At 60.4% G+C, this 20,486-nt stretch carries 16 protein-coding genes; 3 read left to right on the top strand and 13 right to left on the bottom strand.

Annotated features, from left to right (window positions below; genetic code table 11):
• Positions 1-44: 44 nt before the first annotated feature.
• Genes lpxK through lysS form a run of 13 tightly spaced genes read right to left on the bottom strand, consistent with a single transcriptional unit; the run spans position 45 to position 15,518 of the window.
• Positions 45-1,133 carry a tetraacyldisaccharide 4'-kinase gene (gene lpxK / locus P8K07_01930; protein MDG1957281.1) on the bottom strand — a complete coding sequence of 363 codons (1,089 nt, stop codon included), beginning with the start codon at positions 1,131-1,133 and terminating at the stop codon, positions 45-47.
• A complete protein-coding gene (locus P8K07_01925) occupies positions 1,130-2,413 on the bottom strand; it encodes a glycosyltransferase N-terminal domain-containing protein (GenBank protein MDG1957280.1) in 1,284 nt (427 codons plus the stop codon). Before P8K07_01925 ends, lpxK begins: the two co-directional genes overlap by 4 nt.
• On the bottom strand, positions 2,413-3,153 hold the full coding sequence (locus P8K07_01920; protein ID MDG1957279.1) for a lysophospholipid acyltransferase family protein: 741 nt from the start codon (positions 3,151-3,153) through the stop codon (positions 2,413-2,415). Before P8K07_01920 ends, P8K07_01925 begins: the two co-directional genes overlap by 1 nt.
• A complete protein-coding gene (gene msbA, locus P8K07_01915; GenBank protein MDG1957278.1) occupies positions 3,150-4,916 on the bottom strand; it encodes a lipid A export permease/ATP-binding protein MsbA in 1,767 nt (588 codons plus the stop codon). Before msbA ends, P8K07_01920 begins: the two co-directional genes overlap by 4 nt.
• Positions 4,917-4,972: 56 nt before the next feature.
• On the bottom strand, positions 4,973-6,109 hold the full coding sequence (lpxB, locus tag P8K07_01910) for a lipid-A-disaccharide synthase (protein ID MDG1957277.1): 1,137 nt from the start codon (positions 6,107-6,109) through the stop codon (positions 4,973-4,975).
• Positions 6,106-7,044: a Gfo/Idh/MocA family oxidoreductase gene (locus P8K07_01905; GenBank protein MDG1957276.1), complete on the bottom strand. Its 939-nt coding sequence runs from the start codon at positions 7,042-7,044 to the stop codon at positions 6,106-6,108. The genes lpxB and P8K07_01905 overlap by 4 nt, the downstream gene beginning before the upstream one ends.
• A complete protein-coding gene (lpxI, locus tag P8K07_01900) occupies positions 7,041-7,865 on the bottom strand; it encodes a UDP-2,3-diacylglucosamine diphosphatase LpxI (GenBank protein MDG1957275.1) in 825 nt (274 codons plus the stop codon). Before lpxI ends, P8K07_01905 begins: the two co-directional genes overlap by 4 nt.
• A gap of 9 nt (positions 7,866-7,874) precedes the next feature.
• A complete protein-coding gene (lpxA, locus tag P8K07_01895; GenBank protein ID MDG1957274.1) occupies positions 7,875-9,140 on the bottom strand; it encodes an acyl-ACP--UDP-N-acetylglucosamine O-acyltransferase in 1,266 nt (421 codons plus the stop codon).
• A 14-nt stretch (positions 9,141-9,154) separates the two neighbouring features.
• Positions 9,155-9,670, bottom strand: coding sequence for an OmpH family outer membrane protein (locus tag P8K07_01890; GenBank protein MDG1957273.1), 516 nt, complete (start codon positions 9,668-9,670; stop codon positions 9,155-9,157).
• Between the two features lie 20 nt (positions 9,671-9,690).
• The gene (bamA, locus tag P8K07_01885; GenBank protein ID MDG1957272.1) at positions 9,691-12,057 is read right to left on the bottom strand and encodes an outer membrane protein assembly factor BamA; all 2,367 of its coding nucleotides are present in this window, start codon (positions 12,055-12,057) and stop codon (positions 9,691-9,693) included.
• Positions 12,058-12,059: 2 nt separating this feature from the next.
• The gene (locus tag P8K07_01880; GenBank protein ID MDG1957271.1) at positions 12,060-12,731 is read right to left on the bottom strand and encodes an ABC transporter ATP-binding protein; all 672 of its coding nucleotides are present in this window, start codon (positions 12,729-12,731) and stop codon (positions 12,060-12,062) included.
• Positions 12,732-12,749: 18 nt separating this feature from the next.
• Positions 12,750-14,027: a lipoprotein-releasing ABC transporter permease subunit gene (locus P8K07_01875; protein MDG1957270.1), complete on the bottom strand. Its 1,278-nt coding sequence runs from the start codon at positions 14,025-14,027 to the stop codon at positions 12,750-12,752.
• Between the two features lie 9 nt (positions 14,028-14,036).
• Positions 14,037-15,518, bottom strand: coding sequence for a lysine--tRNA ligase (gene lysS, locus P8K07_01870; protein ID MDG1957269.1), 1,482 nt, complete (start codon positions 15,516-15,518; stop codon positions 14,037-14,039).
• Between the two features lie 181 nt (positions 15,519-15,699).
• Here lysS and gspC point away from each other — a divergent pair, with 181 nt between their 5' ends.
• Genes gspC through gspE form a run of 3 tightly spaced genes read left to right on the top strand, consistent with a single transcriptional unit; the run spans position 15,700 to position 20,434 of the window.
• On the top strand, positions 15,700-16,560 hold the full coding sequence (gene gspC, locus P8K07_01865; protein MDG1957268.1) for a type II secretion system protein GspC: 861 nt from the start codon (positions 15,700-15,702) through the stop codon (positions 16,558-16,560).
• Entirely contained in the window at positions 16,557-18,848 is a 2,292-nt protein-coding gene (gene gspD / locus P8K07_01860) for a type II secretion system secretin GspD (GenBank protein MDG1957267.1), read from the top strand. The genes gspC and gspD overlap by 4 nt, the downstream gene beginning before the upstream one ends.
• The gene (gspE, locus tag P8K07_01855; protein ID MDG1957266.1) at positions 18,848-20,434 is read left to right on the top strand and encodes a type II secretion system ATPase GspE; all 1,587 of its coding nucleotides are present in this window, start codon (positions 18,848-18,850) and stop codon (positions 20,432-20,434) included. Before gspD ends, gspE begins: the two co-directional genes overlap by 1 nt.
• The last annotated feature ends 52 nt before the right edge of the window (positions 20,435-20,486 follow it).

Raw genomic sequence — 20,486 nt, 5'->3', positions numbered from 1 at the left:
TCCCGCAGGCATTGCCCATAGACAGTTTTGTCCTGCGCCAAGCGCTAGGCGGTCCGCCTCGCCAACAGGGAAAGAAGATCGGCCTCCTCGTCCGGAGGCATCCGCAGCTCCAGACGAAGCGCCACCAAGCGCCCCCGCGCGAAGGGAAAGCGTCTCAACTTCACCAGGTCTTTCTCCGTGCAGACGATCAGGTCCGCCGCATGAGCAACCTTCGAGATCTGCTGCCAGTCGGCTTGGTCAAAATCGTGATGGTCGGGATACTCCAGCACGTCGATCGGTTGGACTTCGAGATCACCGAGCAGTTCATAAAAAGATGTAGGGTCAGCGATCGCGGACACCGTCACGATCTTGCGGCCGACAATGGTGCCGAGTGGCCGGACCATTGTCTCACCGTCCTCATAATGGATCACTGCGGCCGGGGCGAAGCCCGCGGTAAAGACCGGAACGCCCGGAACCGCTGCCGAAACCCGTGCACCGACATCGCCAGGCTCCCGAGTCTTCGTGACCACGACAGCATCTGCACGCCGAAGCGCCGCCAGAGGCTCGCGCAAGGGACCTGCCGGCAGTAGCCCTCCATTTCCGAAGCCTGCCCGGCCATCCACCAACACGATATCCATCGATCGCCCCAGACGGCGATGCTGGAAACCATCATCAAGAACAATCAGGTCGACCTCGTTTGTCGAGGCAGCTTTTTGCGCAGCCGCCACCCGATCCGCTCCGCAAACCACAGGAACACCGGCGCGCTCGGCCAGCAGCACCGCCTCATCCCCGACTTCTGAAACATCTTCGCTGAGCTCAGAGCCGTTACCGACCATCACCACCCGCCCCTTGAGCACCCCCCCATAACCACGTGTGACGATCGCCGGTCGATAGCCACGCGCGCAGAGACGTTCCGCAAGCCACAGCGCAAAAGGAGTCTTGCCAGTTCCACCCACCGTCAAATTCCCGATGCTGACAATCGGCACGTCGACCGCATGGGTTCGGAAAAGTCCAAAACGATAGGCCGCTCCCCGGAGGCGAACAGCGAGGCCAAATAAAAGTGCTGCCGGCGCAAGGAGGACTCGCAAGGCACCTCGATGACGCCATCCGACGAGCACGCGCTCGCGCAGTCCGCTTTCCTGGTCCACCCTCATACCAGCGACCTTCCATTCAGCGGTACCTCGAGTGCCCTCCAGGTATCGTCGAGCGCACCGGAGAGCTCTGCCGCCATCGCACGCGCTGCGGTGGCCGCCTCCGGATCGCGGACATGAAGAAAATGCTCGATCTCCACTGCCAATTCGGCAGCAGTTGCCGCGCGACGGAGTCCGCCTGCAGCTTCCAGCCGGTCTGCCAACTCAGCCACGGATTCGATATGAGGCCCCACCACGATGGGGACGCCAAAGCGCGCCGGCTCGAGAAGGTTGTGCCCACCCACGGGCACCAAACTACCGCCCACGAATGCGACTCGCGCCATCCCGTAGCAGCCCGCCAACTCTCCCAGCGTATCGAGCAGCAGCACCTGCGGGCCTTTCGGGAACCTGGCGCCCACGAGTTCGCTCCTGCGCAGGAACGGGATTTCCATATCGGATAATTGATCCGCTACCTCCACGAAGCGCTCCGGATGACGCGGGGCCAAAATGAGGAGGAGATCTCGATGGGTTCGTTGCAGCGACTGCAGCGCTTCCGCCAAAAGCAATTCCTCACCGGCATGGGTCGAGCCCGCCACGACCAGCTCTCGGGAGGCCAGGCTGGCAAGCACCGCGGGAGGCTCCTGAACCTCCCCGCTTCCCTTCAAGGAGCCCGTGACAAAAAGTCGTTCCGCATCGACCCCGAGAGACAGGAGACGGCTCCGGTCCGCTTCGGATTGCAGTAAAAAGCGCGAGACGCATTCGAGGACCGCGCGAGAGAATCGGGGAAACATCGCGAGCCCACTCGCAGCACCGGCCGAAACACGCCCACTGACCTGCACCGAGGGCACCCCTTTCCGGCGCAGGGCCAACAGGAGGTTAGGCCATAATTCATTTTCGGTGAACAGAAAAAGCGATGGGCGAAGCCGCCGGACGAGCCGACCGGTCACCAGCGGAAAATCCAGCGGTGCCGTAATCGCATGAATGCCGGGAAGGAGTCGGCGGGCCGTTGCGACTCCCGTCAGTGTCAATGCAGTGACCACGACCGGCGCTTGGGGATGCGCGACCTGCCAGCGACGGACCAGAGGGGCCAGTGCTTCCACCTCCCCCACCGAAGCTCCGTGCGCCCAGAGAAGTTCACCCGGGGTTCCCGCAGGCCAACCGAAACCGAGTCTCGCAGCGAGACCCCGGCGTGCTTCAGCCCGCCAGAGCAGACCAAGCAGGACGAGAGGCAGGCTCATCATCCCCACGAGTGCGAGAAGCAGGTTATAAAGCCGCAAAACCAGAGGTGCCGGAAATTTAGCCATCAGCCCTTTGATCCCGCCGAAGGCGCGGGTGCTGTCGCCAACCATTCCGCCGACAGGGCCGCTGGAATACCGGCAAGTTCGTCGGCGCGCGCGGCCACGCCCACCAAGCGCGCCTCGAGGAGACGTCGAGCTTCTTCCATCTCGGCGGCACTTGCCGCTGCCGGAACCCGCACGCAATCGCCCGCGACATAGTGCACATGAGAGAGCGGCTTGGGGAGCAGAAGTCGATCCCAGCTGCGGGACAGAAATCCAAAACTCGTTGCCGAATAGCCAACTGGATAAATCGGCGCACCAGTCGCGCGCGCCAGTTGCAGAATGCCCGGCTTGGCCTTGCAGCGCGGGCCTTTTGGCCCGTCAGGGACGACCACGATATCGAGACCGCGTTCATGCGCCGCAAGCAGGCCCTTCAATCCACCCACCCACCCCCGAGTGCTCGAACCGTGCACGACCTCGATCCCCAGGCGTTCGATCGCCCGAGAGACCAATGCACCGTCGCGATGACGGCTATTCATGATGCAGGCACCGCGACCTCGATAAGCAAAGGGCATCATCGCAAGCCGGCCGTGCCAGAAAGCCAGGATCACAGGCTCCTCAGACGCAAAGCGCGAGAAAAGTTCCTCTTCTCCCTCGAAAGAAGATCGCGTCGTCCAACGCAGGAATTGGAGGACGAGAAAGATGAGCAGACCTCCCATCCAGACGAAAGCTCGTTCCCGGCGAGATCCCGCGGGCAGCAGCCTCACTCGGATGGCTCCGAGAAAAGCTGCTGCTGGTCATGCAAGCGCCGATATTGTCCCCCGAGGGCCAACAAGGCTTCGTGCGTACCCTCTTCCACAATCCGTCCGTCGCTCAAAACAACGATCCGGTCGGCACGTCGGATCGTCGAGAGGCGATGCGCAATCACCAGACTTGTCCGCCCGGTCATCAGATGATCGATCGCTGCCTGCACCAACCTCTCCGATTCCGAATCCAGAGCCGAAGTCGCCTCATCGAGAATCAAAATCGGAGCATCCTTCAGCAAGGCGCGTGCGATGGCCAGGCGCTGTCGTTGCCCGCCCGACAAGGCCACCCCGGCTTCGCCGATTTCCGTGGCGAACCCGGATGGAAGTTTATGAACGAATTCGCTGGCATGCGCAGCCAGCGCCGCAGCCTCGAGTTTTTCAAGACTGGACGCGTCGCCACCATAAGCAATATTGGCCCCGACCGTATCGTCAAAAAGAAACGTCTGCTGCGTGACCACACCGATCTGAGCCCGCAGGGATTTCAACGAAACCTCCCGGAGGTCTGTCCCATCGAACAGAATTCGCCCCTCGGTCGGATCATAAAACCTGGCCAGCAAGTCGCTCAGGGTCGACTTCCCGCTGCCGCTCGCCCCCACCAACGCCACGACCTCGCCGCGAGCAATTCTCAAATCAATCCCGCGAAGAGCCGGTGAAGCGACCGCTTCACCTTCCCGCGGGGGATAGGAGAAGGAGACTTTCTCGAAGATCATTTCCCCAGCAAAGGGCTTCACCGCTGGTGCCTCGGGCAGATCCGGGACATCGGTCTCTTCGTCAATAATCTCAAAGACCCGATCCGCGGACCCCATCCCCTGCTGAATCGTCGCATTGACTCGAGCGAGTCCCTTGAATGGGTCGTAGACCAGAATCAGCGCGGCCACGAAGCCCATGAAGGCACCCGTCGTTCGTTCCCCATGAATCACGCTGTAGCCGCCGTACCAGAGGACAGCAGCGATCCCGACCGCCGCGAGCACCTCCATGATCGGTTGGACCAGCGAGCGCGAGCGAGCCGCTTTTACGTAAAACTTGAAGAGACGCTCGTTTTCCGCGCCGAATCGGCTCTCTTCATAATCCTCCATGCCGAAGGCTTTTACGATTCGATTCCCCTGAACCGTTTCCTGAACCAGCGAGGCCAGTCCTCCCAGCGTCTCCTGTCCCTTCTTCCAATATTTCCTGAGCCGCCTCGAGAGACTGAGAACCGGGAGGACCGCCACCGGAAACACGACAAAGGCAATCAGAGCCAGAACCCAATCCATGAGAAAGGCTGCCGTAATCGTCGCGATTAGTGACGCGGTATCGCGCAGGATCACGATCGAAGCTTGCGTAACCGCAGCACTCACCTGTGCGACATCGCTCGTCATGCGCGAGACGATCGTTCCGCTTGGCGTCCGGTTGAAGAACGACAAGGGCAGGTATTGAATCGCTCGATTCAGGTCGGCTCGAAGGTCGGCGATGACCCGCTGACCGACCCACTCCGTTAGATAGCTGCTGGTAAAATTCGCCACGCCGCGGAACACAAAAAGACCGAAAACAGCAAAGGGCATCAGAGTGAGCATCTGTGCATCGCGATTCTCGAAGATATCGTCGTAGATGAAGCGAATCAGAAAAGGCACGGCGCCATTGGTGGCGCTGAACAGAACGGTCGCGAAGAGGGCAACGACGAACCTCGGCCAGACATAGGGCCTGAGATACGCCAGAAGGCGCTTATAGTTGGAACGCTCCGGCATCGGCAGCCTTTGCCTAGCGGATTCGAGGCCCGCGGTCCAAAAGACCACGCAACTGGCTAGACATTCGCGGGCCTGAGCATTTCGATCGCAATGTCGGCGGCGCGGTCTGCAGCCCCCGGGGTTCCTAGCCTTTCACGAACCAAAGCCAGATCTCGACGCATTCTTGCGGAGAGTTCCGGGTCCTCCAGAATCTCGCTGGCAGCAGCCGCCACCCGGTCGACGGTCACCTCGTCCTGCACCAATTCCGGAACCGCCCGACGCTCGAGAATCAGGTTGGGCATGGCGATATGGTCGACCTGCACCAGACGTTTGGCAATGGCGAAACTCAGCGGAGAAAGCTGATAGGCCACCACCATCGGTGTCCCAAGCAAGGCTGTCTCGAGAGTCGCGGTACCCGACGAGAGCAAAACCAAATCGGCTGCGGCCACCAGATCCCAGGTCCGACCAGTTAAAATCGGCAGGTCGGGGTCCGCCAGAGACTCCGCTGTCGGACGCAGTTCCTCGCCCGCCAGGGCAATCACACCCCGGACGTCACGTTGCCTGGCCAACGCACCCTGAAAAATCGGCAGGAGGCTGTTGATTTCGGCGCGGCGACTGCCCGGGAGGACGGCGACCAGACGCTGCTCCTCGGAAAGACCCAATTCTGCGCGTACAAATGATCGCGTGGAATCAGCCCGTACGGTCTCCAACGCAGGATGCCCGACGAAATCCACCCGGGTCAGACCCTTGTAGAGATCTGCTTCGAAGGGAAACACGACCGCGAGGCGATCAACACGCCGGGCAAGAGTTCCGATCCGGTACCGACGCCAGGCCCAGACCTGCGGACCCACATAGTAAAAGACCGGAATCCCATTTCGTTTCGCCACCCCTGCCAACCGCAGATTGAAATCCGGAAAATCGATCAGGATCACCAAGTCGGGTCGAGCGCCGTCTTTGCCAAGAATGGCACGCCGTATCTTTCGATAGGAACTCAGGATCGTTCCCGCTTGTCCGACCACCTCGGTCAAGCCCATGATCGACAGCTCTTCAGCCGCAACCAGGATCTCCATTCCCTCAGCCCTCAAACGGTCTCCGCCGACGCCGGAAAAGGTGATGCCGGGGACCTTGTCTCGCAGGGCGCGGACCAGTTCCGCCCCGCGAAGGTCCCCGGAGGACTCCCCGGCGACCAGCAACACATGCGGCGACCCGCTCACTCGGTCTCCATCGAGGTGAGAATTCTCTCACAAAGATGGAGCGCCCGGCTCCCATCTTCCCCGGTGGTTGCCGCCCGCGCGCGGGTCTGAACGGAGGCGACAAACGCCCGAATCTGAGCTTCCAGAGCGTCCCCCTCCCCCAGATCCAACTCTTCCCAGTCTATCTCGAGCGCAGCATCGGTGCCGGATCGACGATGTGCCACTTGCGCCTTGCGCTCCCCCAAATCGATAGCGAGATAGAGATCCTCCTGAAACAAACGTAACTTGCGCTCCCGCTTGCCCGACACCCGACTCGCGGTCACATTGGCCACGCATCGGTCGGCGAAACGAATTCGAACATTGGCCAGGTCGACGTTTGGCGTCAGCACCGGAATGCCCACACTGTCGATATGTACAATTTCCGCCGGCTGGAGCAGCCCGATCAGATCCAGATCATGAATCATCAGATCCCGCACGACGTCGACGTCGGCGCCGCGCGGCGTAAATGGGGCCAGACGATGACATTCTACAAACCGCGGTTTGCGAATCATCCCCGCCAGACGAATCAACGCCGGGTTGAAACGCTCGAGATGGCCGACCTGCAGGATGCAGCCGTGCTCTCGCGCGAGGGCCACCAACTCGTCGGCCTCGGCACCGCTCGCAGCCAGGGGTTTTTCCACGAGACAATCCACTCCTGCCTCGAGAAGTTCGCCGGCAACAGAGCGATGCAGCGTGGTCGGAACGGCAACACTCACGCAGTCCACCTTGCCGACCAAATCCATCGGCGACGAAAAAGCCTTGCAGGAAAGACGATCAGCCAAAGCGCGTGCGCGCTCGTGGTCCACATCGACAACGCCGACGAGATCACAGGCTTCGATAGCCGCATACTTCTCGGCATGGAAGGTTCCCAGATGACCGGTGCCAACCACGGCCGCGCGCGCTTTATTCGAACTCATGAATCCTTCTCCGCATCAAATGCCAGAATCCGAATGGAGGCGGCCTCGGCGGCCGCAAGCACCGTGTCCCGTTCCAGAATAATGGTTCTTCCCGCCTCGACCGCAAGAACAGAAGCATTGACTTCCTTCATCAGAGCAATGGTCTCGGGACCAATCGCGGGCACATCAAATCTGAGGTCCTGCTCCGGCTTCGCGGCCTTCACCACCACAGCACCGCCGCTCGCGAGCTCCGACCCCCGCCGAATCGCGGCGTCGGTCCCTTCCACCGCCTCGAGCGCGAAGACCAGACCGTCCTTGACCACGACGGTTTGGCCAATTTCGAAGGGTCCGGTCGCCGCAAGAACCCGGCGTCCGAATTCGATGTCCCGAATCTGACTCGCCGAGGGCTTTTTTTTCGTCAGGTTCCCGGGAGTCGGCACGAGGTCGGGTAAATATCTGGTTGAAGACACGACAGGCATGCCTTCCTTTTCGATTTCCTCGGCGATCCCTCGCAACAAGCGATCGTCCTGCAAGGTGCGCATGCGCAAAAGAAATGCGGCACCCCGCCAGTCCGGTCGTACCGAACTAAGAGCCTGCACCTTGCCAATGCCTCCCGCCATCACCGCGTGATCGCAGCCGGCGGCGACGAACGTTCGAATGGTTCGGCCGAGCTCACCCACTTTCACCCAAGTGCAGGAGTCGACCTCCTCCTCGATCGAGGGGTCGGTCTCGTCTCGATGCGCGACCGCGACGACCGTCACACCGCAAGCTCGGGCTCCGCGAGCGACCAGAACCGGAAACACGCCGTTTCCGGCTATCAAGGCGAGCTTGGCTTCTCCCACAAATACAGCCTAGGGGCGCGTTACGCCGCGCTCGCACGCCTCCACGAACTCGACCAACTGTACCGCCCGCGGCCATGCCCCCATGTCCTGCCGCACCTCCGCAAGCGCTTCCTTCAGAACACGCTTGGAGCGGAACAAGACACGATAAGCCTGCTTCAAGGCTGAAACCTCCTCGGCGGCAAAACCGCGCCGCTCGAGGCCGACCACATTCAAACCGACCAGGCGGGCCCGATCGCCACTGGCCAGACAAAACGGAGGAATATCCTTCACGACCATCGAGCCACCGCCGAGAAAAGCCGATTCGCCCACGCGGATAAACTGAGCGATCGCAGCGAGTCCCGAAACAATGACGCGGTCCTCCAGCGAGACATGGCCGGCCACCTGCGCGCCGTTTGCCAGAACGCAGTTGTCACCGACCTTGCAGTCATGCGCCACGTGACTGAAATTCATGAAGAGATTGTCGTTCCCGACAGTGGTTTCCATGCCACCCGCTTCGGTACCGATGCTCAGAGTCGCCGACTCGCGAATCCGGTTTCTCTCCCCGATCACCAATCGCGAATCCTCGCCGTGGAACTTCAAGTCCTGCGGGACGGAACCCACGCTCGCATAGGGAGAGATCACACTTTCCCGACCGATGGTGGTATGACCATCGATCGTCACATGGGATTCCACCCGAACGTCGGGCCCCAAATGAACGTTGGCGCCGATAATCGAGTATGGACCGACAACAACACCCGCCTCGAGCTCGGCGCCCTTGGCGACCACTGCGGTTTCATGGATGTCCACCGAGGTCGGTTTCTCGGGACCGCCGGGTGTAATTGAAGGATCGATCTCGACGGTCGAAAACTCCGCCTGTGCGCAGACTTGACCCTCGACCGTCGCACGACCCTTGAGTTTCCAGAGAGGTCGGTGCTTGCGCACCAGTTCCACTTCCACACGAACTTGATCCCCCGGCACGACCTGGCGACGAAACCGGACATGCTCCAGCGTCGTCAGGACCAGGAACAACTCCTGAACCGCCCGGTCGATATCGAAACCATCATTGAGGGTTCCGTGGACCAGCATCCCCCCGGCCTGTGCCATCGCTTCGCAGAGAAGCACTCCCGGCATGATCGGTCGGTCCGGAAAATGACCGCTGAATTGCGGCTCGTTCCGAGTGATATTCTTGAGCGCCACAAGCCGCTTCCCCGGCTCTACCTCAACCACCCTGTCGATCAGGAGGAAGGGGTATTTATGAGGAAGCAGCTCGATTGGCAAATGTTCAATGCCCGACAAGGGCCTGCCCTCACTTATCCATTATTGGCGTCGAACGCCTTGATGATCTGATCCGTCACATCCGAAGCCGAATCCGAATAGAGCGCTGCTCCCGAATCAAGAATTGCGGTATAGCCGCCACTGGTGCCGAGCTTCAGCACCTCCTGCTTCACCTTGCCGCCAAGTTCGTTGTAGACGGACTGCTGGCGTGCCTGGAGATCAACCTGCGCCTCTTCCACCTTGCGTCGGAAGTCAATCTGCTTGTCTTCGAACTCACGAACGAGCTTGCGCTTCTCGTCCTCATTCATCACGACAGCCTTGCGCTCAATGTCTTCCTGAAGCGTGGTGAGGGATTTCTGGTCCGCCTCGATCTCCGTGCGCTTGTTCGCCACGTAGGTCTGGAACTCCGCGAGGGCCGCTTTCCCCGCCGCAGACTCCTCAACGGCACGCTGCAAGTTCACGAAAGCAATTTTCCCTTCGGCCGATGCTGTTCCCGGGTTTGCCAGGAAAAAACCGAGGAGAAGAGCGAAAATCATCTGCGTAAGTTTCATCTAGATCGTATCCTTCCAAGTTATAAAGGTGCTCCGAAAGAGAAGAGAATCCCCTCTTTCTGCTCGAACTCGCCGAGGTTCAACGGAACGCCGAATTCAATCCTTAACGGTCCGAAAGGCGAGAGCCAACGGACCCCGCCTCCAACGGAGTAACGTAAATCCCCAAAATCAATCCCATCTTTTTGCAGCCAGGCGTTGCCCATGTCAAAAAAGACCACTCCGCGCAGGCCTAACTGCGGCACCAGGGGGATAATGAATTCGCTTTGGACGATCAGCTGGTTGGTTCCGCCAACGGGCTCGTAGCCGAGAGATTGGCCCTGCGGACCAAAGACTTCCTCACGCGGACCGAGTGTACGGACCTGGTAGCCACGTACACTGTTGATCCCACCCGGGAAATATCGCTCGATCAGAGGGATCTCACGCCCCGAGACGCCCGCCTCGCCAATGCCCCAGCCAATCCGGCCGCCGGACGAGAAGACGAGCGGGCCAAGTGAACCCACTTCCAGAATCGGGATAAACCAGCGTGCTCGCGCTTCGGCTCGAAAGTACGTCGTATCCCCGCCAATGCCGGCAAATTCGAGAGAAACGTCCTGATAAGAGCCCTCGGTCGGATCAAACGCGTGGTTGAGAGTGTTGCGGAGGAACGAAGGTGCCAGTGCGCTGATCACCTCTCGACCACCCGATGCGTAGACATCCGGCGGCGCAAAAAGGGAAATATTCGAAATGCGGGCCTGTTCCAATCGATACTCGAAGCCGATGCGACTGTCTTCGAAGGAGATCGGCCCGATATGGGTAATCCCGAGCGCCTCGATTGGATAGAGCGCCCGAACCGAGAACCCGAGAGCCTCACGTGAGAAGTCCGGGAATTCCAGTCGGTAGTCGAACACCGTCGCGGTGGTCAGGAACTTTGTGTCGAGAAAATATGGGTCGGTTGCCGAAACGTAGATATTGCGCCGAATCGAGCCCACATCGACGTTGAGCACCACGCGGAGACCACGTCCGAAAAGGTTGTTCTCCGAAACTCGAACGTTGAACAAGAACCGATCATCCGAACTGAACCCGGCGCCCGCACTGAAGGTTCCCGTCGAGCCCTCTTTCACGTCCACGAGAAGGTTGATTGCGTCGTCGCTGTCGGACTTCCGTGTCGTCACATTGACGTTCTGGAAGAACCCGGTCCGGTTGAGCGCGTCCTGACTTTTTTTCAACTTGGTTGCCGAGAAGGTCTCCTGCTCGCCGACCTTGAGCTCCCGCCGAATGACCTTGTCCCGTGTTTTGCTGTTACCGGTCACGTCGATGCGTGCGATCTTCACCGGTCGTCCGCGATCGACGCGGAAACGTACGTCCACCTTCCGTTCGTCCGGGCGGACGGTCGTCTCGGGTTCCACGTTGGCAAAAGCGTACCCTTGGTCACCAAAGAAATCGGTCAGGGACTCGACATCCTTGCGCAGGAAACTTGCCCGAAAGGTCTTGCCCGACTGACTCTCGACCTCCTTGAAGAGCTCGGCCTCCTCCATCGGATGCTCGGTGCTGGTATCGCCAACGAAGCGGATCTCTCCGAACTCGAATTGCTCGCCTTCGGAAATCCGAATCAGAACTTCGATTCCATCATCCTTGCGCTCGACCTCGGGGGTATCGATTCGCACATTGACGTATCCGCTGTCGTAATAGAACGCCTTCAGACGCTCCATATCCGTGTCGAGAATTTCATTCTTGAGCATGCCCGAATCAAGAAGCCAGGAGAGGAACCAGGCCTCCTTGGTTTCCATGACGCCCCGAAGCTCACGACTGCTGAATTCCTCATTGCCTTCGAATCGAATATCCGAAACTCGGACGGGCTGACCCTGATCGATGACGTAGACGAGTTCGATTTCACCCTTTTGTTCGCCGGGGTCCAATCGGGCCTTGATCGAAGCGTCGAGATAGCCGTCCTCTTCAAACAGCTTGTCCGCCCGGACAATCCCCTTGCGCACCTTTTCGGGGTCGTAAATCGTTCGTGCCCGAACGCCGAGGGCCTGATCGAGTTTGGTTGCATCCACGTCGTGATCGCCCTCGATCGAAACCCCGTCGATCAGCGGTCGTTCGACTACTTCCAGCGTGAGGATAATCTGGCCACGCTTGTTCGGCGTGGGGTCGATATGAATCTGGACGTCGTTGAAGAAGCCCAGGTCCCAGACTGCTCGGAGATCTTCGTCAGCCCCCTTCGGCGTATAGACGTCGCCGGCCTCCATCTTCATATGAATCAGAATGGCCTGTTCGTCCACGCGATCGTTGCCGCGAATCCGAATCGCGCTGATCGTCGGATCCGCGGCGATCAGCGTTGTCGGCCCCCCAAGGCCCAAGCCGAGGACGAGCGCCAGGAGCATCATGCTGCGCAAAAACTGCTTCATTCTCATGCCGCTTCCAGCTTTCCGCCGCGCAACCGCAGACAGCGATCCATTTCTCGCGCCAGACGCTCGCTATGTGTCACGACCACAAGGGTCAGACCCTGTTCCCGGTTCAGCTCTCGCAGGAGATCTTCCACCTCGGCGGCGGTTTGGGGGTCGAGGTTCCCGGTCGGTTCGTCGGCGAGAACGAGTGCTGGCGATCGAACAATCGCCCGGGCGACAGCGACCCGCTGCTGTTCTCCGCCGCTGAGCTCACCCGGGCGATGTGACAGACGGTCTTCCAGACCGACGCGGGCCAGCAATTCACGGCTGCGCCGGGCGGCCTCTTCGGGGGAAGCCCCCGCAATCAGCGATGGCATCATGACATTTTCCTGCGCGGTGAAATCGCCCAGAAGGTGATGGAACTGGAACACAAAGCCGATCCTGTGATTGCGCAGATGAGCCAGCTCCCGATCATCACACTTATTAAGGTCGGTATCGCCGATCCGAACTGTGCCACCGGACGGGCGGTCCAACCCTCCGAGAAGATGCAGGAGTGTGCTTTTTCCGATCCCCGACTCGCCGATAATGCCCAGGCGTTCCCCGGGTTCCACGCACAGATCGACATCAGCGAGGACCGACACCCGGCGAGCGCCGTCCCGGTACTCCTTGTGCAGTCCAATTGCTTCGATTTGCATCCCGCTACTCACCCACTCCTACTCGTAACGAATCACTTCCACCGGAGCGAGGCGAGCGGCCTGCCAGGCTGGATACAAAGTCGCGAGGACGCAAATCAGAATGCTGGCCCCGGCCACAGCCAGAAAATTCCCCAATTCCAGATGGATCGGCACCGTGGAGACGTAAAAAACGTCCTTCGGCAGATCGATGAATTGATAGCGCTCCAGAAGCAGCGAGCCCGCGAGGCCGCCGAGAACCCCCGCAAGGGTCCCGGTAATCCCGATCATCGCCCCCTTGAAGACAAAAATGGTCGCGATAGCCCGATTGGTCGCACCCATGGCCTTCAAGACTGCAATATCTTTGCGTTTTTCCATGACGACCATGATCAAGGTGGCCGCAATATTGAACGCAGCGACCGTCACGATGAGCAGCAAGACGATGAATTGGACCAGCTTTTCCAGCTCGAAGGCGACGAACAGATTGCGGTTCACCTCCAGCCAATCACGCGCATAAATCGGAAACCCCGCCTCGGCCTCGATGGCGCGGGCCGTCTCGCGGGTCAGATCGAGGTCCGATACCCGGACCTCGAGCCCGGTGACCGTATCCCCCATCTTCAGAAAAGCCTGCGCATCCGGCAGCGCGAGAAAGATCACGGTGGCATCGTAGTCGTACATACCCGAATCGAAGATACTCCCGACCGCGTAGCGTTTGATCCGCGGAATCGCGCCCAGCGCTGTCGGTGTCGCCGCCGGCGACATCAGATTGATCCAGTCCCCGACGCGTACGCCCAGAGAGGCTGCCAGTTCAAACCCGAGCATGATCTGCGGGACCTCGAGAGTCTCGACCCGGTCATCGAGCAACACCTCCACAGCCATGGGCTGGCCGAGCTGATCCGCATCGCCTTGAGTAATATGCCGGCGGATCTCGACAACATCATCGATCTTGGTCGGCACAACGCCTCGAACGATACCTCCCATCACGCCGGTCTCGGAGGCCAACATCACCTGGCCGTAGACGAAAGGAGAAGCGGCAGCGACTCCCGGAACCGCCTCCACCACCGACTCGAGGCCATCCGGATCGCGCACGAGTCCCGCGTGACTCATCAGAACGATCTGCGGATTGAATCCGAGAATCCGAGCACGCAGATCCTCCTCGAACCCCGTCATGACCGCCTGAACAATGCAGATCGTCATGACACCGATCGCGACCCCGCCGCCGGCGATCAACGAGATGAAGGAGACAAACCTCTCGCGCCTGCGGGCCCGCAAAAAACGCCAGCCGATTCGGACCGGCCAGGAGACAAAGCTCTTCCCCACTCCGCAGACCTACTCTTCCACCGACTTGCGCAACAGCGGGAAGAGAATCGCATCTCGAATCGATGGGAGATCACATAGAAGCATGACCAATCGGTCCAGACCGATGCCGCAGCCGGCCGCATGTGGCATCGCGTATTCGAGAGCATGCACATAGTCGGCATCCATCGGGTGCGCCTCGTCGTCGCCTGACGCGCGATTGGCAAGTTGCGCCTCGAAGCGTTCGCGCTGCAAATCCGGGTCGTTCAGCTCCGAAAAGCCGTTCGCCATCTCTCGCCGCGTCACGTAGAGCTCGAATCGGTCGACCACAAAGGGGTCGTCATCATTGGGGCGCGCCAGCGGCGACACCTCGGCAGGGAAACCGGTCACAAACGTTGGCTGGAGCAACTCTGGCTCGACCAATTCCTCGAACAAGGCCGTCGCAATCCCACCAGCACCTGCACCCGGAGGGGGATGCACCCCGTGCCGCTCCGCGATCGCCTTTGCCTTCGCGGGATCGCGCAAATCGCCAGCATCGCAAGCCGCCTTCTCGGCGGTCGCATCGAGCAGGTCCAGCCTTGTCCAAGGTGGCGTCAAATCGATCTCATCGTCACCATAGGCGATCTTCGTACCCCCGGCGACGGCCTCCGCGAGTCCCGCCACGAGGGTTTCCACCATCGGCAAGAGGTCCGCGCAGGTTCCGTAGGCCTGGTAAAATTCGAGCATGGTGAACTCGGGATTATGCTGCGCGGAAATTCCTTCGTTGCGAAAGTTTCGCCCGATCTCGAAAACTCGCTCGAACCCTCCGACCAGAAGCCTTTTGAGAAAGAGTTCCGGAGCAATCCGCAACTGCAGCGGCATGTCCAGAGTGTTGTGATGGGTCAGGAAGGGGCGCGCCGCAGCTCCGCCGGCGATGCTCTGCAGAATCGGGGTTTCGACTTCGATATAATCCCGCTCGGTCAGAAAATCGCGGATGCCGGTGAGAATGCGGGCCCGTTTTCGGAAAACATCACGGCCGCCCGGGGTCGCCACCAGATCGAGATAACGCTGACGATAACGAACCTCGACATCCGTCAAGCCATGCCATTTCTCGGGCAGAGGATGGAGACATTTGGCAATCAGCGCAAGCTCCGCTGCGGCGACCGTCAACTCTCCCGTTCGGGTGCGCATCAGACGTCCCACGACCCCGATTCGGTCTCCCACATCGGTCTGTTTGGCCTGCGCAAATACTTCTTCGGGGAGATCATTTTTGCGGAGGTAGATCTGAATACGACCCGAATCATCTTCGAGAACAAGGAACAAAGCTTTCCCGAAGCTGCGTTTGGCCATCACCCGCCCCGCGACAACGACGGTTCGAGCCGCTTCGGCCAGCGCGTCCGCCGAGAGCTCTTCAGCCTCGGCCTGCAAAGTGCCCGCCCGATGTTCGGGAGAGAAATCGTTCGGGTAGGGATTCCCTGCAGCCCGCAGGGTTTCCAGCTTGGCGCGCCGCGCCTGGGTCAAATCATCTTCGCTCACGGTCCCTCGCCCCTCAGGTGGGCTGCCCCCTCCGGACAGCACTATTCAGTAGCGTTCCCTATCTGGCGTCGCTCCCGCTTGCCACCCGTAGGGAAAATGAACCCGGAAATATTAACGATTTTCCGAGATCCCTGCGCGCTTCCTTGCACGTCAGTGCACCTTCGCATAGGCAATTTAATGAGTGATTACACGCATCAGCCGCCCCTACTGGGTCGTCTGCCAACTGGCCCTGCTGGGGATTGCCGCCTGGTATCTCGCGAGCGGCATCTCCGGCATTGTTCAAAGCAGGCTTCAACGGTCTTCGAGTGACGCCTCGGTCGGCGTCACTCAGCCCAAGGATTCCGCGAAAGTGCGTCCCGTTTCGGATTATCTCGTGATGACCAAACGAGACCTTTTTGCGGCACCGTCGGACGAACCCGACGTCGCCAACTTTGGCGGGGGAATTCCAGCGGGCCCCACCGATATGCGCTTGCTCGGGACAGGCGGGAGCGGTCGCGCCGGTTTTGCGATCGTCGAGGATAAATCCGGCAAGGAGCAAGTCGTTGTCGGGATCGGCGAGGAACTCAACGGGGCGGAACTCGCCCGGATTGGCTGGCGGCGAGCTGTGTTGCGCCGGGGCGGCGTTGAGGAACTCCTCGTGGTGCCGCCCGATGTCGCTGTGGAATCTGCCAAAAAGACGACCAAGAAAACTTCGAAAAACAGCAATATTCAGGAGTTGGGCGATGACCGCTGGATGGTCGCTCAGACCGAAGTCGAACACCAGTTGGAGAATCTGGGAACGCTCTTCACCCAAATGCGCGCTGTCCCCAATATGAAGGACGGTGCCGCCAACGGATTCCGAATCTTCGCGATTCGACGCAACAGCCTCTTTCAGAAACTCGGACTCAAAAACAATGATGTGGTCCAGCGCGTCAATGGAATGGACCTGAATGACCCCGCCCGTGCCATGGGCCTGTTGGAAGATTTGAAGGGCGAGAACCGCCTCACCATCGACGTGCTGCGCGGCAAGGAACCTCGCACCCTGACCTACGAGATCCGATGAGAATTATTTTCCTTCTGATAACCGCACTGACCCTCGGTCTTGCGGGCGTTCCCTCCCTTGCCCCGGCGCAGGAGACTGAAGCCGATGGTGCGCCGATTCCCCTCGGCCCCGATGACCTCGTCCGCATGGATTTCCAGAATGTGGAGATCCCGACGCTGGTGAAGTTCATCAGCGAGATCACGGGTCGCAACTTCGTTCTCGACGAAAAGATCAAGGGAAGGCTCTCGCTGATTGCCCCCTCCGAGATTACCGTCGCCGAAGCCTACCGCATGTTCCAGTCCGGCCTCCAGGTCAAGGGATTCACGGTGGTCGACACCGGCCCGGTCACCAAGATCATACAGATCAAGAACGCTCGACAATCCGGCTTGCCGCTCGAGCGACGGGGCGAAGTTCCTTCCGATCGGATCGTGACCCAGATTCTCCCTCTCGAACATCTGGATTCCGAAGCAGCCTCCCGCCTTCTGGCACCGCTGGTCTCGAAGGACGGACTGATCAGCGCCTACGCACCGACCAACTCGCTGGTCGTTGTGGACTCGGCGGCGAACATCGAGCGGCTCTTTCTGATCCTCGAAGATCTGGACGTCGCCGGTCAGGAGCGCACGGTCGAAGTCATTCCCCTCGAGCACGCCTATGCCACGGATATCACCAAGATCCTCCTCGAGGCCGTCGACACCGACCCGCAGGGCTCCACCAAGGTGAAAACGGCGACCGCGAAGAATCGCGCCACCTCGAAAAATGTCGGCACGGCACGCCTGCAGATTATTCCCGAGATACGGTCCAATTCGATCCTGGTGATCGGGAACCCCTTCGAGATTCGTCATGTCCGGACTCTCCTGCAAAAAATCGATATCGAGTTGCCCCGAGACACGGGACGGATCCAGGTATTCTTCCTCAAACACGGCGACTCGGTCGAGTTGGTCCAGGTCCTCGCGGATCTGATCGGAATTTCGAGTTCCTCACCGCAACGCACCCGAATGCCGGGACGCTCGATGACCGAGGGAGGCGGCCGCTTCGGACGCGGCGGCAATAGCCAAAATTCCCTCGGACGCAGCGTCATTTCCAATCCGTCCGCGGGCAGCCTTGGCGGGCTGGGCGGGCGCCGTGCACCCACAGCCAGCAGCGGCCGCGGTAATTCAGCGGTTGCCGGCGCGGGCAGCACGGAAGGCGGATTCGAATTCGAGGGAAATATTCGCATCACCGCGGATCCGGCAACCAACGCATTGGTGATCAGCGCCCTGCCGCAGGACTACGAGACACTCGCCTCGGTCATTGAACAACTCGACATTCCGCGGAAACAGGTTCTGGTTGAGGCCATCCTTTTCGAGGTGACACTGCAGCGCGGACAAGAGCTCGGGATCGAACTTCAGGGCGGAGCCGAGGTCCTCGGCGACAAGGGAGTTCTTCTCGGCCGGACCAACTATAAAAACCTGGGGGCCGTGAATCAGGCCCTCGCAACAGGTGACGTCAGCGGATTGAATGCCATCACGGGAGCGCTTGGTGCGCTGGTCAGCCAGCAGAGTCTCCTCCTGGCCGATGGCACGTCCATCCCGGCCGGTGTGGCGCTGGTCACGGCCCTTCAGGGAGACAGCGACGTCAACGTTCTCTCGGCACCCAATATTCTGACCACCGATAATGAAGAGGCTGAAATTGTGGTCGGCAAAAATGTACCCTTCGTGACCAGCCGCTCGACCAACGAGACGAATCTCTCGAACACCTTCTCGCAGGTCGATCGCCGGGATGTCGGCATCACGCTCCGCATCACCCCACAGATTACCGAAGGCGACTCGGTCCGCCTTTCGGTCTTCCAGGAGGTCTCCGATCTCGTCGACACCAGCGAAACGCAAACGCTCCAACTCGGCCCGACCACCACTGTGCGATCTGCAACCACGACCGTGGTTGTGGACCATGGAGAGACGGTGGCTATCGGTGGATTGATATCCGATCGAGTCTCGACCACCGAAACCGGCGTTCCCTTCCTGATGGATATCCCCGTGCTGGGCTGGCTCTTCAAAAGCCAGTCCAAGCGCAAGGAAAAGGTCAACCTGATCATCCTGCTGACCCCACAGATCGTCAGCGACGCAGGAGATATGATGCTGGTCAGTGACGAACAGCGGTCGCGCTTTCACCGCTCCATGAAAGGCGGCGCCAACGTCCGAGGAACCTCCGGACGCCTTCTGCCTCGGGCACGACCGCGAGCGACGAAAGCCCGGTCCGGGGGCATTCTTCTCCCCGCCGTTCCGGGCACCGCTCCCGTTGGCGCCACCAGTGCCGGACGCTCGCCCTCCTGATGCCCAAAGCCGAAACAGAAGCCAGCCTGCCCGATGCGAAGGAAGCGGCCGAACTGGCAGCCTCCTTCGGACTGCCCTTTCGAGAAAGTCTGGCAGCCGCTGAAATCAACCCGAATTTGGTCGCGCGGGTGCCGATCGCCTGGGCTCGTCGCAGCGCCTGCCTGCCTCTGGCCGAAACAGCCGAGGGTGGTCTCGAAGTCGCGGTTGGCGACCCTCGTTCGCTGGAGGCAACGGCCGACCTGCGCGCGCTCTTCCAATGCCGGATCCACCCGGTAGTCGTGCCTGCGAGCGCGATTCTCGACACGATCAACAAGACCTACGACAAGACACAGGGCAGCGCGGAAGCCGTCATGGACGATATCGAGACGGAAGCTCTCGATGACGTCGCTCATGAACTCGAAGAGCCGCGCGACCTGCTCGATGCCGACGATGAGGCACCCATCATCCGGCTCGTAAACTCGCTTCTCTTTCAGGCATTGAAGGATCGCGCCTCCGATATTCATATAGAGCCCTTCGAGCGCGAACTCGCAATCCGCTTCCGGATCGACGGGATCCTATACGATATCCTCAAGCCGCCGCGTCGGTATCATCCGACGACCACCGCGCGCATCAAGATTCTTGCCGGACTCGATATCGCGGAGAAGCGCCTGCCCCAGGACGGAAGGTTTCGGTTCCGTGCCGCCGGACGCGATGTCGACGTCCGCGTCTCGACCGTTCCGACCCAGTTCGGCGAGCGTATTGTGCTGCGCCTCCTCGACCGCGCCGGAGGGCTTCTCTCCCTTGAGGAACTTGGGCTCGGCGGCGAACTCCTCGAGGAGCTCGAAGGTCTGATCCAGTCCAGTCACGGGATCCTGCTGGTTACCGGCCCCACCGGCAGCGGCAAGACGACGACACTCTACGCGGCCCTCTCGCGGCTCAACGCTGCGACGCGCAATATCATCACCATCGAAGACCCGATTGAGTATCAGCTGCATGGTGTCGGACAGATTCAAGTCAATCCGAAGATCGACCTGACCTTCGCCAGCGGGCTGCGCTCGGTTCTCCGACAGGACCCTGATGTCGTGATGGTGGGCGAAATCCGGGACAGTGAAACTGCCGAAATCGCGATTCAGTCCGCGCTTACCGGCCACCTCGTCTTTTCCACCCTGCATACCAATGATTCTTTTGGCGCCGTGACCCGGCTTGTCGATATGGGGATCGAACCCTTCCTCGTATCCTCGTCGGTGGTGGGCATCATGGCGCAACGATTGGTGCGCCGCCTCTGCCCGACCTGCCGACAGCCAGGTCAGCTCGACGAGAACGCCCGACAAGAGTTGGGCCTGTCCGCCGACACGCCCGTCTTCCGACCCGGTCCCGGTTGTTCGGATTGCAAAGATACCGGCTATCAGGGGCGAACCGGCATCCACGAACTTCTTTTGCTCGACGACGAAATTCGACAACTGGTCATGGACCGAGCCGACGCCGCCGCCCTCCGGCGCCTGGCGACCGCTCGCAATATGAAGCTTCTTCGTCAGGACGGGGCAGCCAAGATCGCCGCCGGCATCACCTCGGCCGAGGAAGTCCTGCGCGTCACGCAGGAAGAGTAAACCGCCTCCGCAGGGGAGCGCCGAAACGTCGGGAGCCGCGCCTCCGGACGCG

This window comes from Candidatus Binatia bacterium, from assembly GCA_029248525.1.
Lineage (GTDB): Bacteria > Desulfobacterota > Binatia > UBA12015 > UBA12015 > UBA12015.
This window is presented reverse-complemented; position numbering and strand designations above follow the sequence as displayed.

Coding starts and splice junctions, on each gene's coding strand:
- lpxK (MDG1957281.1), bottom strand. CDS start 1,133: ATGAGGGTGGACCAGGAAAGCGGACTGCGCGAGCGCGTGCTCGTCGGA.
- gspE (MDG1957266.1), top strand. CDS start 18,848: ATGCCCAAAGCCGAAACAGAAGCCAGCCTGCCCGATGCGAAGGAAGCG.
- gspD (MDG1957267.1), top strand. CDS start 16,557: ATGAGAATTATTTTCCTTCTGATAACCGCACTGACCCTCGGTCTTGCG.
- P8K07_01905 (MDG1957276.1), bottom strand. CDS start 7,044: ATGAGTTCGAATAAAGCGCGCGCGGCCGTGGTTGGCACCGGTCATCTG.
- bamA (MDG1957272.1), bottom strand. CDS start 12,057: ATGAAGCAGTTTTTGCGCAGCATGATGCTCCTGGCGCTCGTCCTCGGC.
- P8K07_01880 (MDG1957271.1), bottom strand. CDS start 12,731: ATGCAAATCGAAGCAATTGGACTGCACAAGGAGTACCGGGACGGCGCT.
- msbA (MDG1957278.1), bottom strand. CDS start 4,916: ATGCCGGAGCGTTCCAACTATAAGCGCCTTCTGGCGTATCTCAGGCCC.
- P8K07_01890 (MDG1957273.1), bottom strand. CDS start 9,670: ATGAAACTTACGCAGATGATTTTCGCTCTTCTCCTCGGTTTTTTCCTG.
- P8K07_01925 (MDG1957280.1), bottom strand. CDS start 2,413: ATGGCTAAATTTCCGGCACCTCTGGTTTTGCGGCTTTATAACCTGCTT.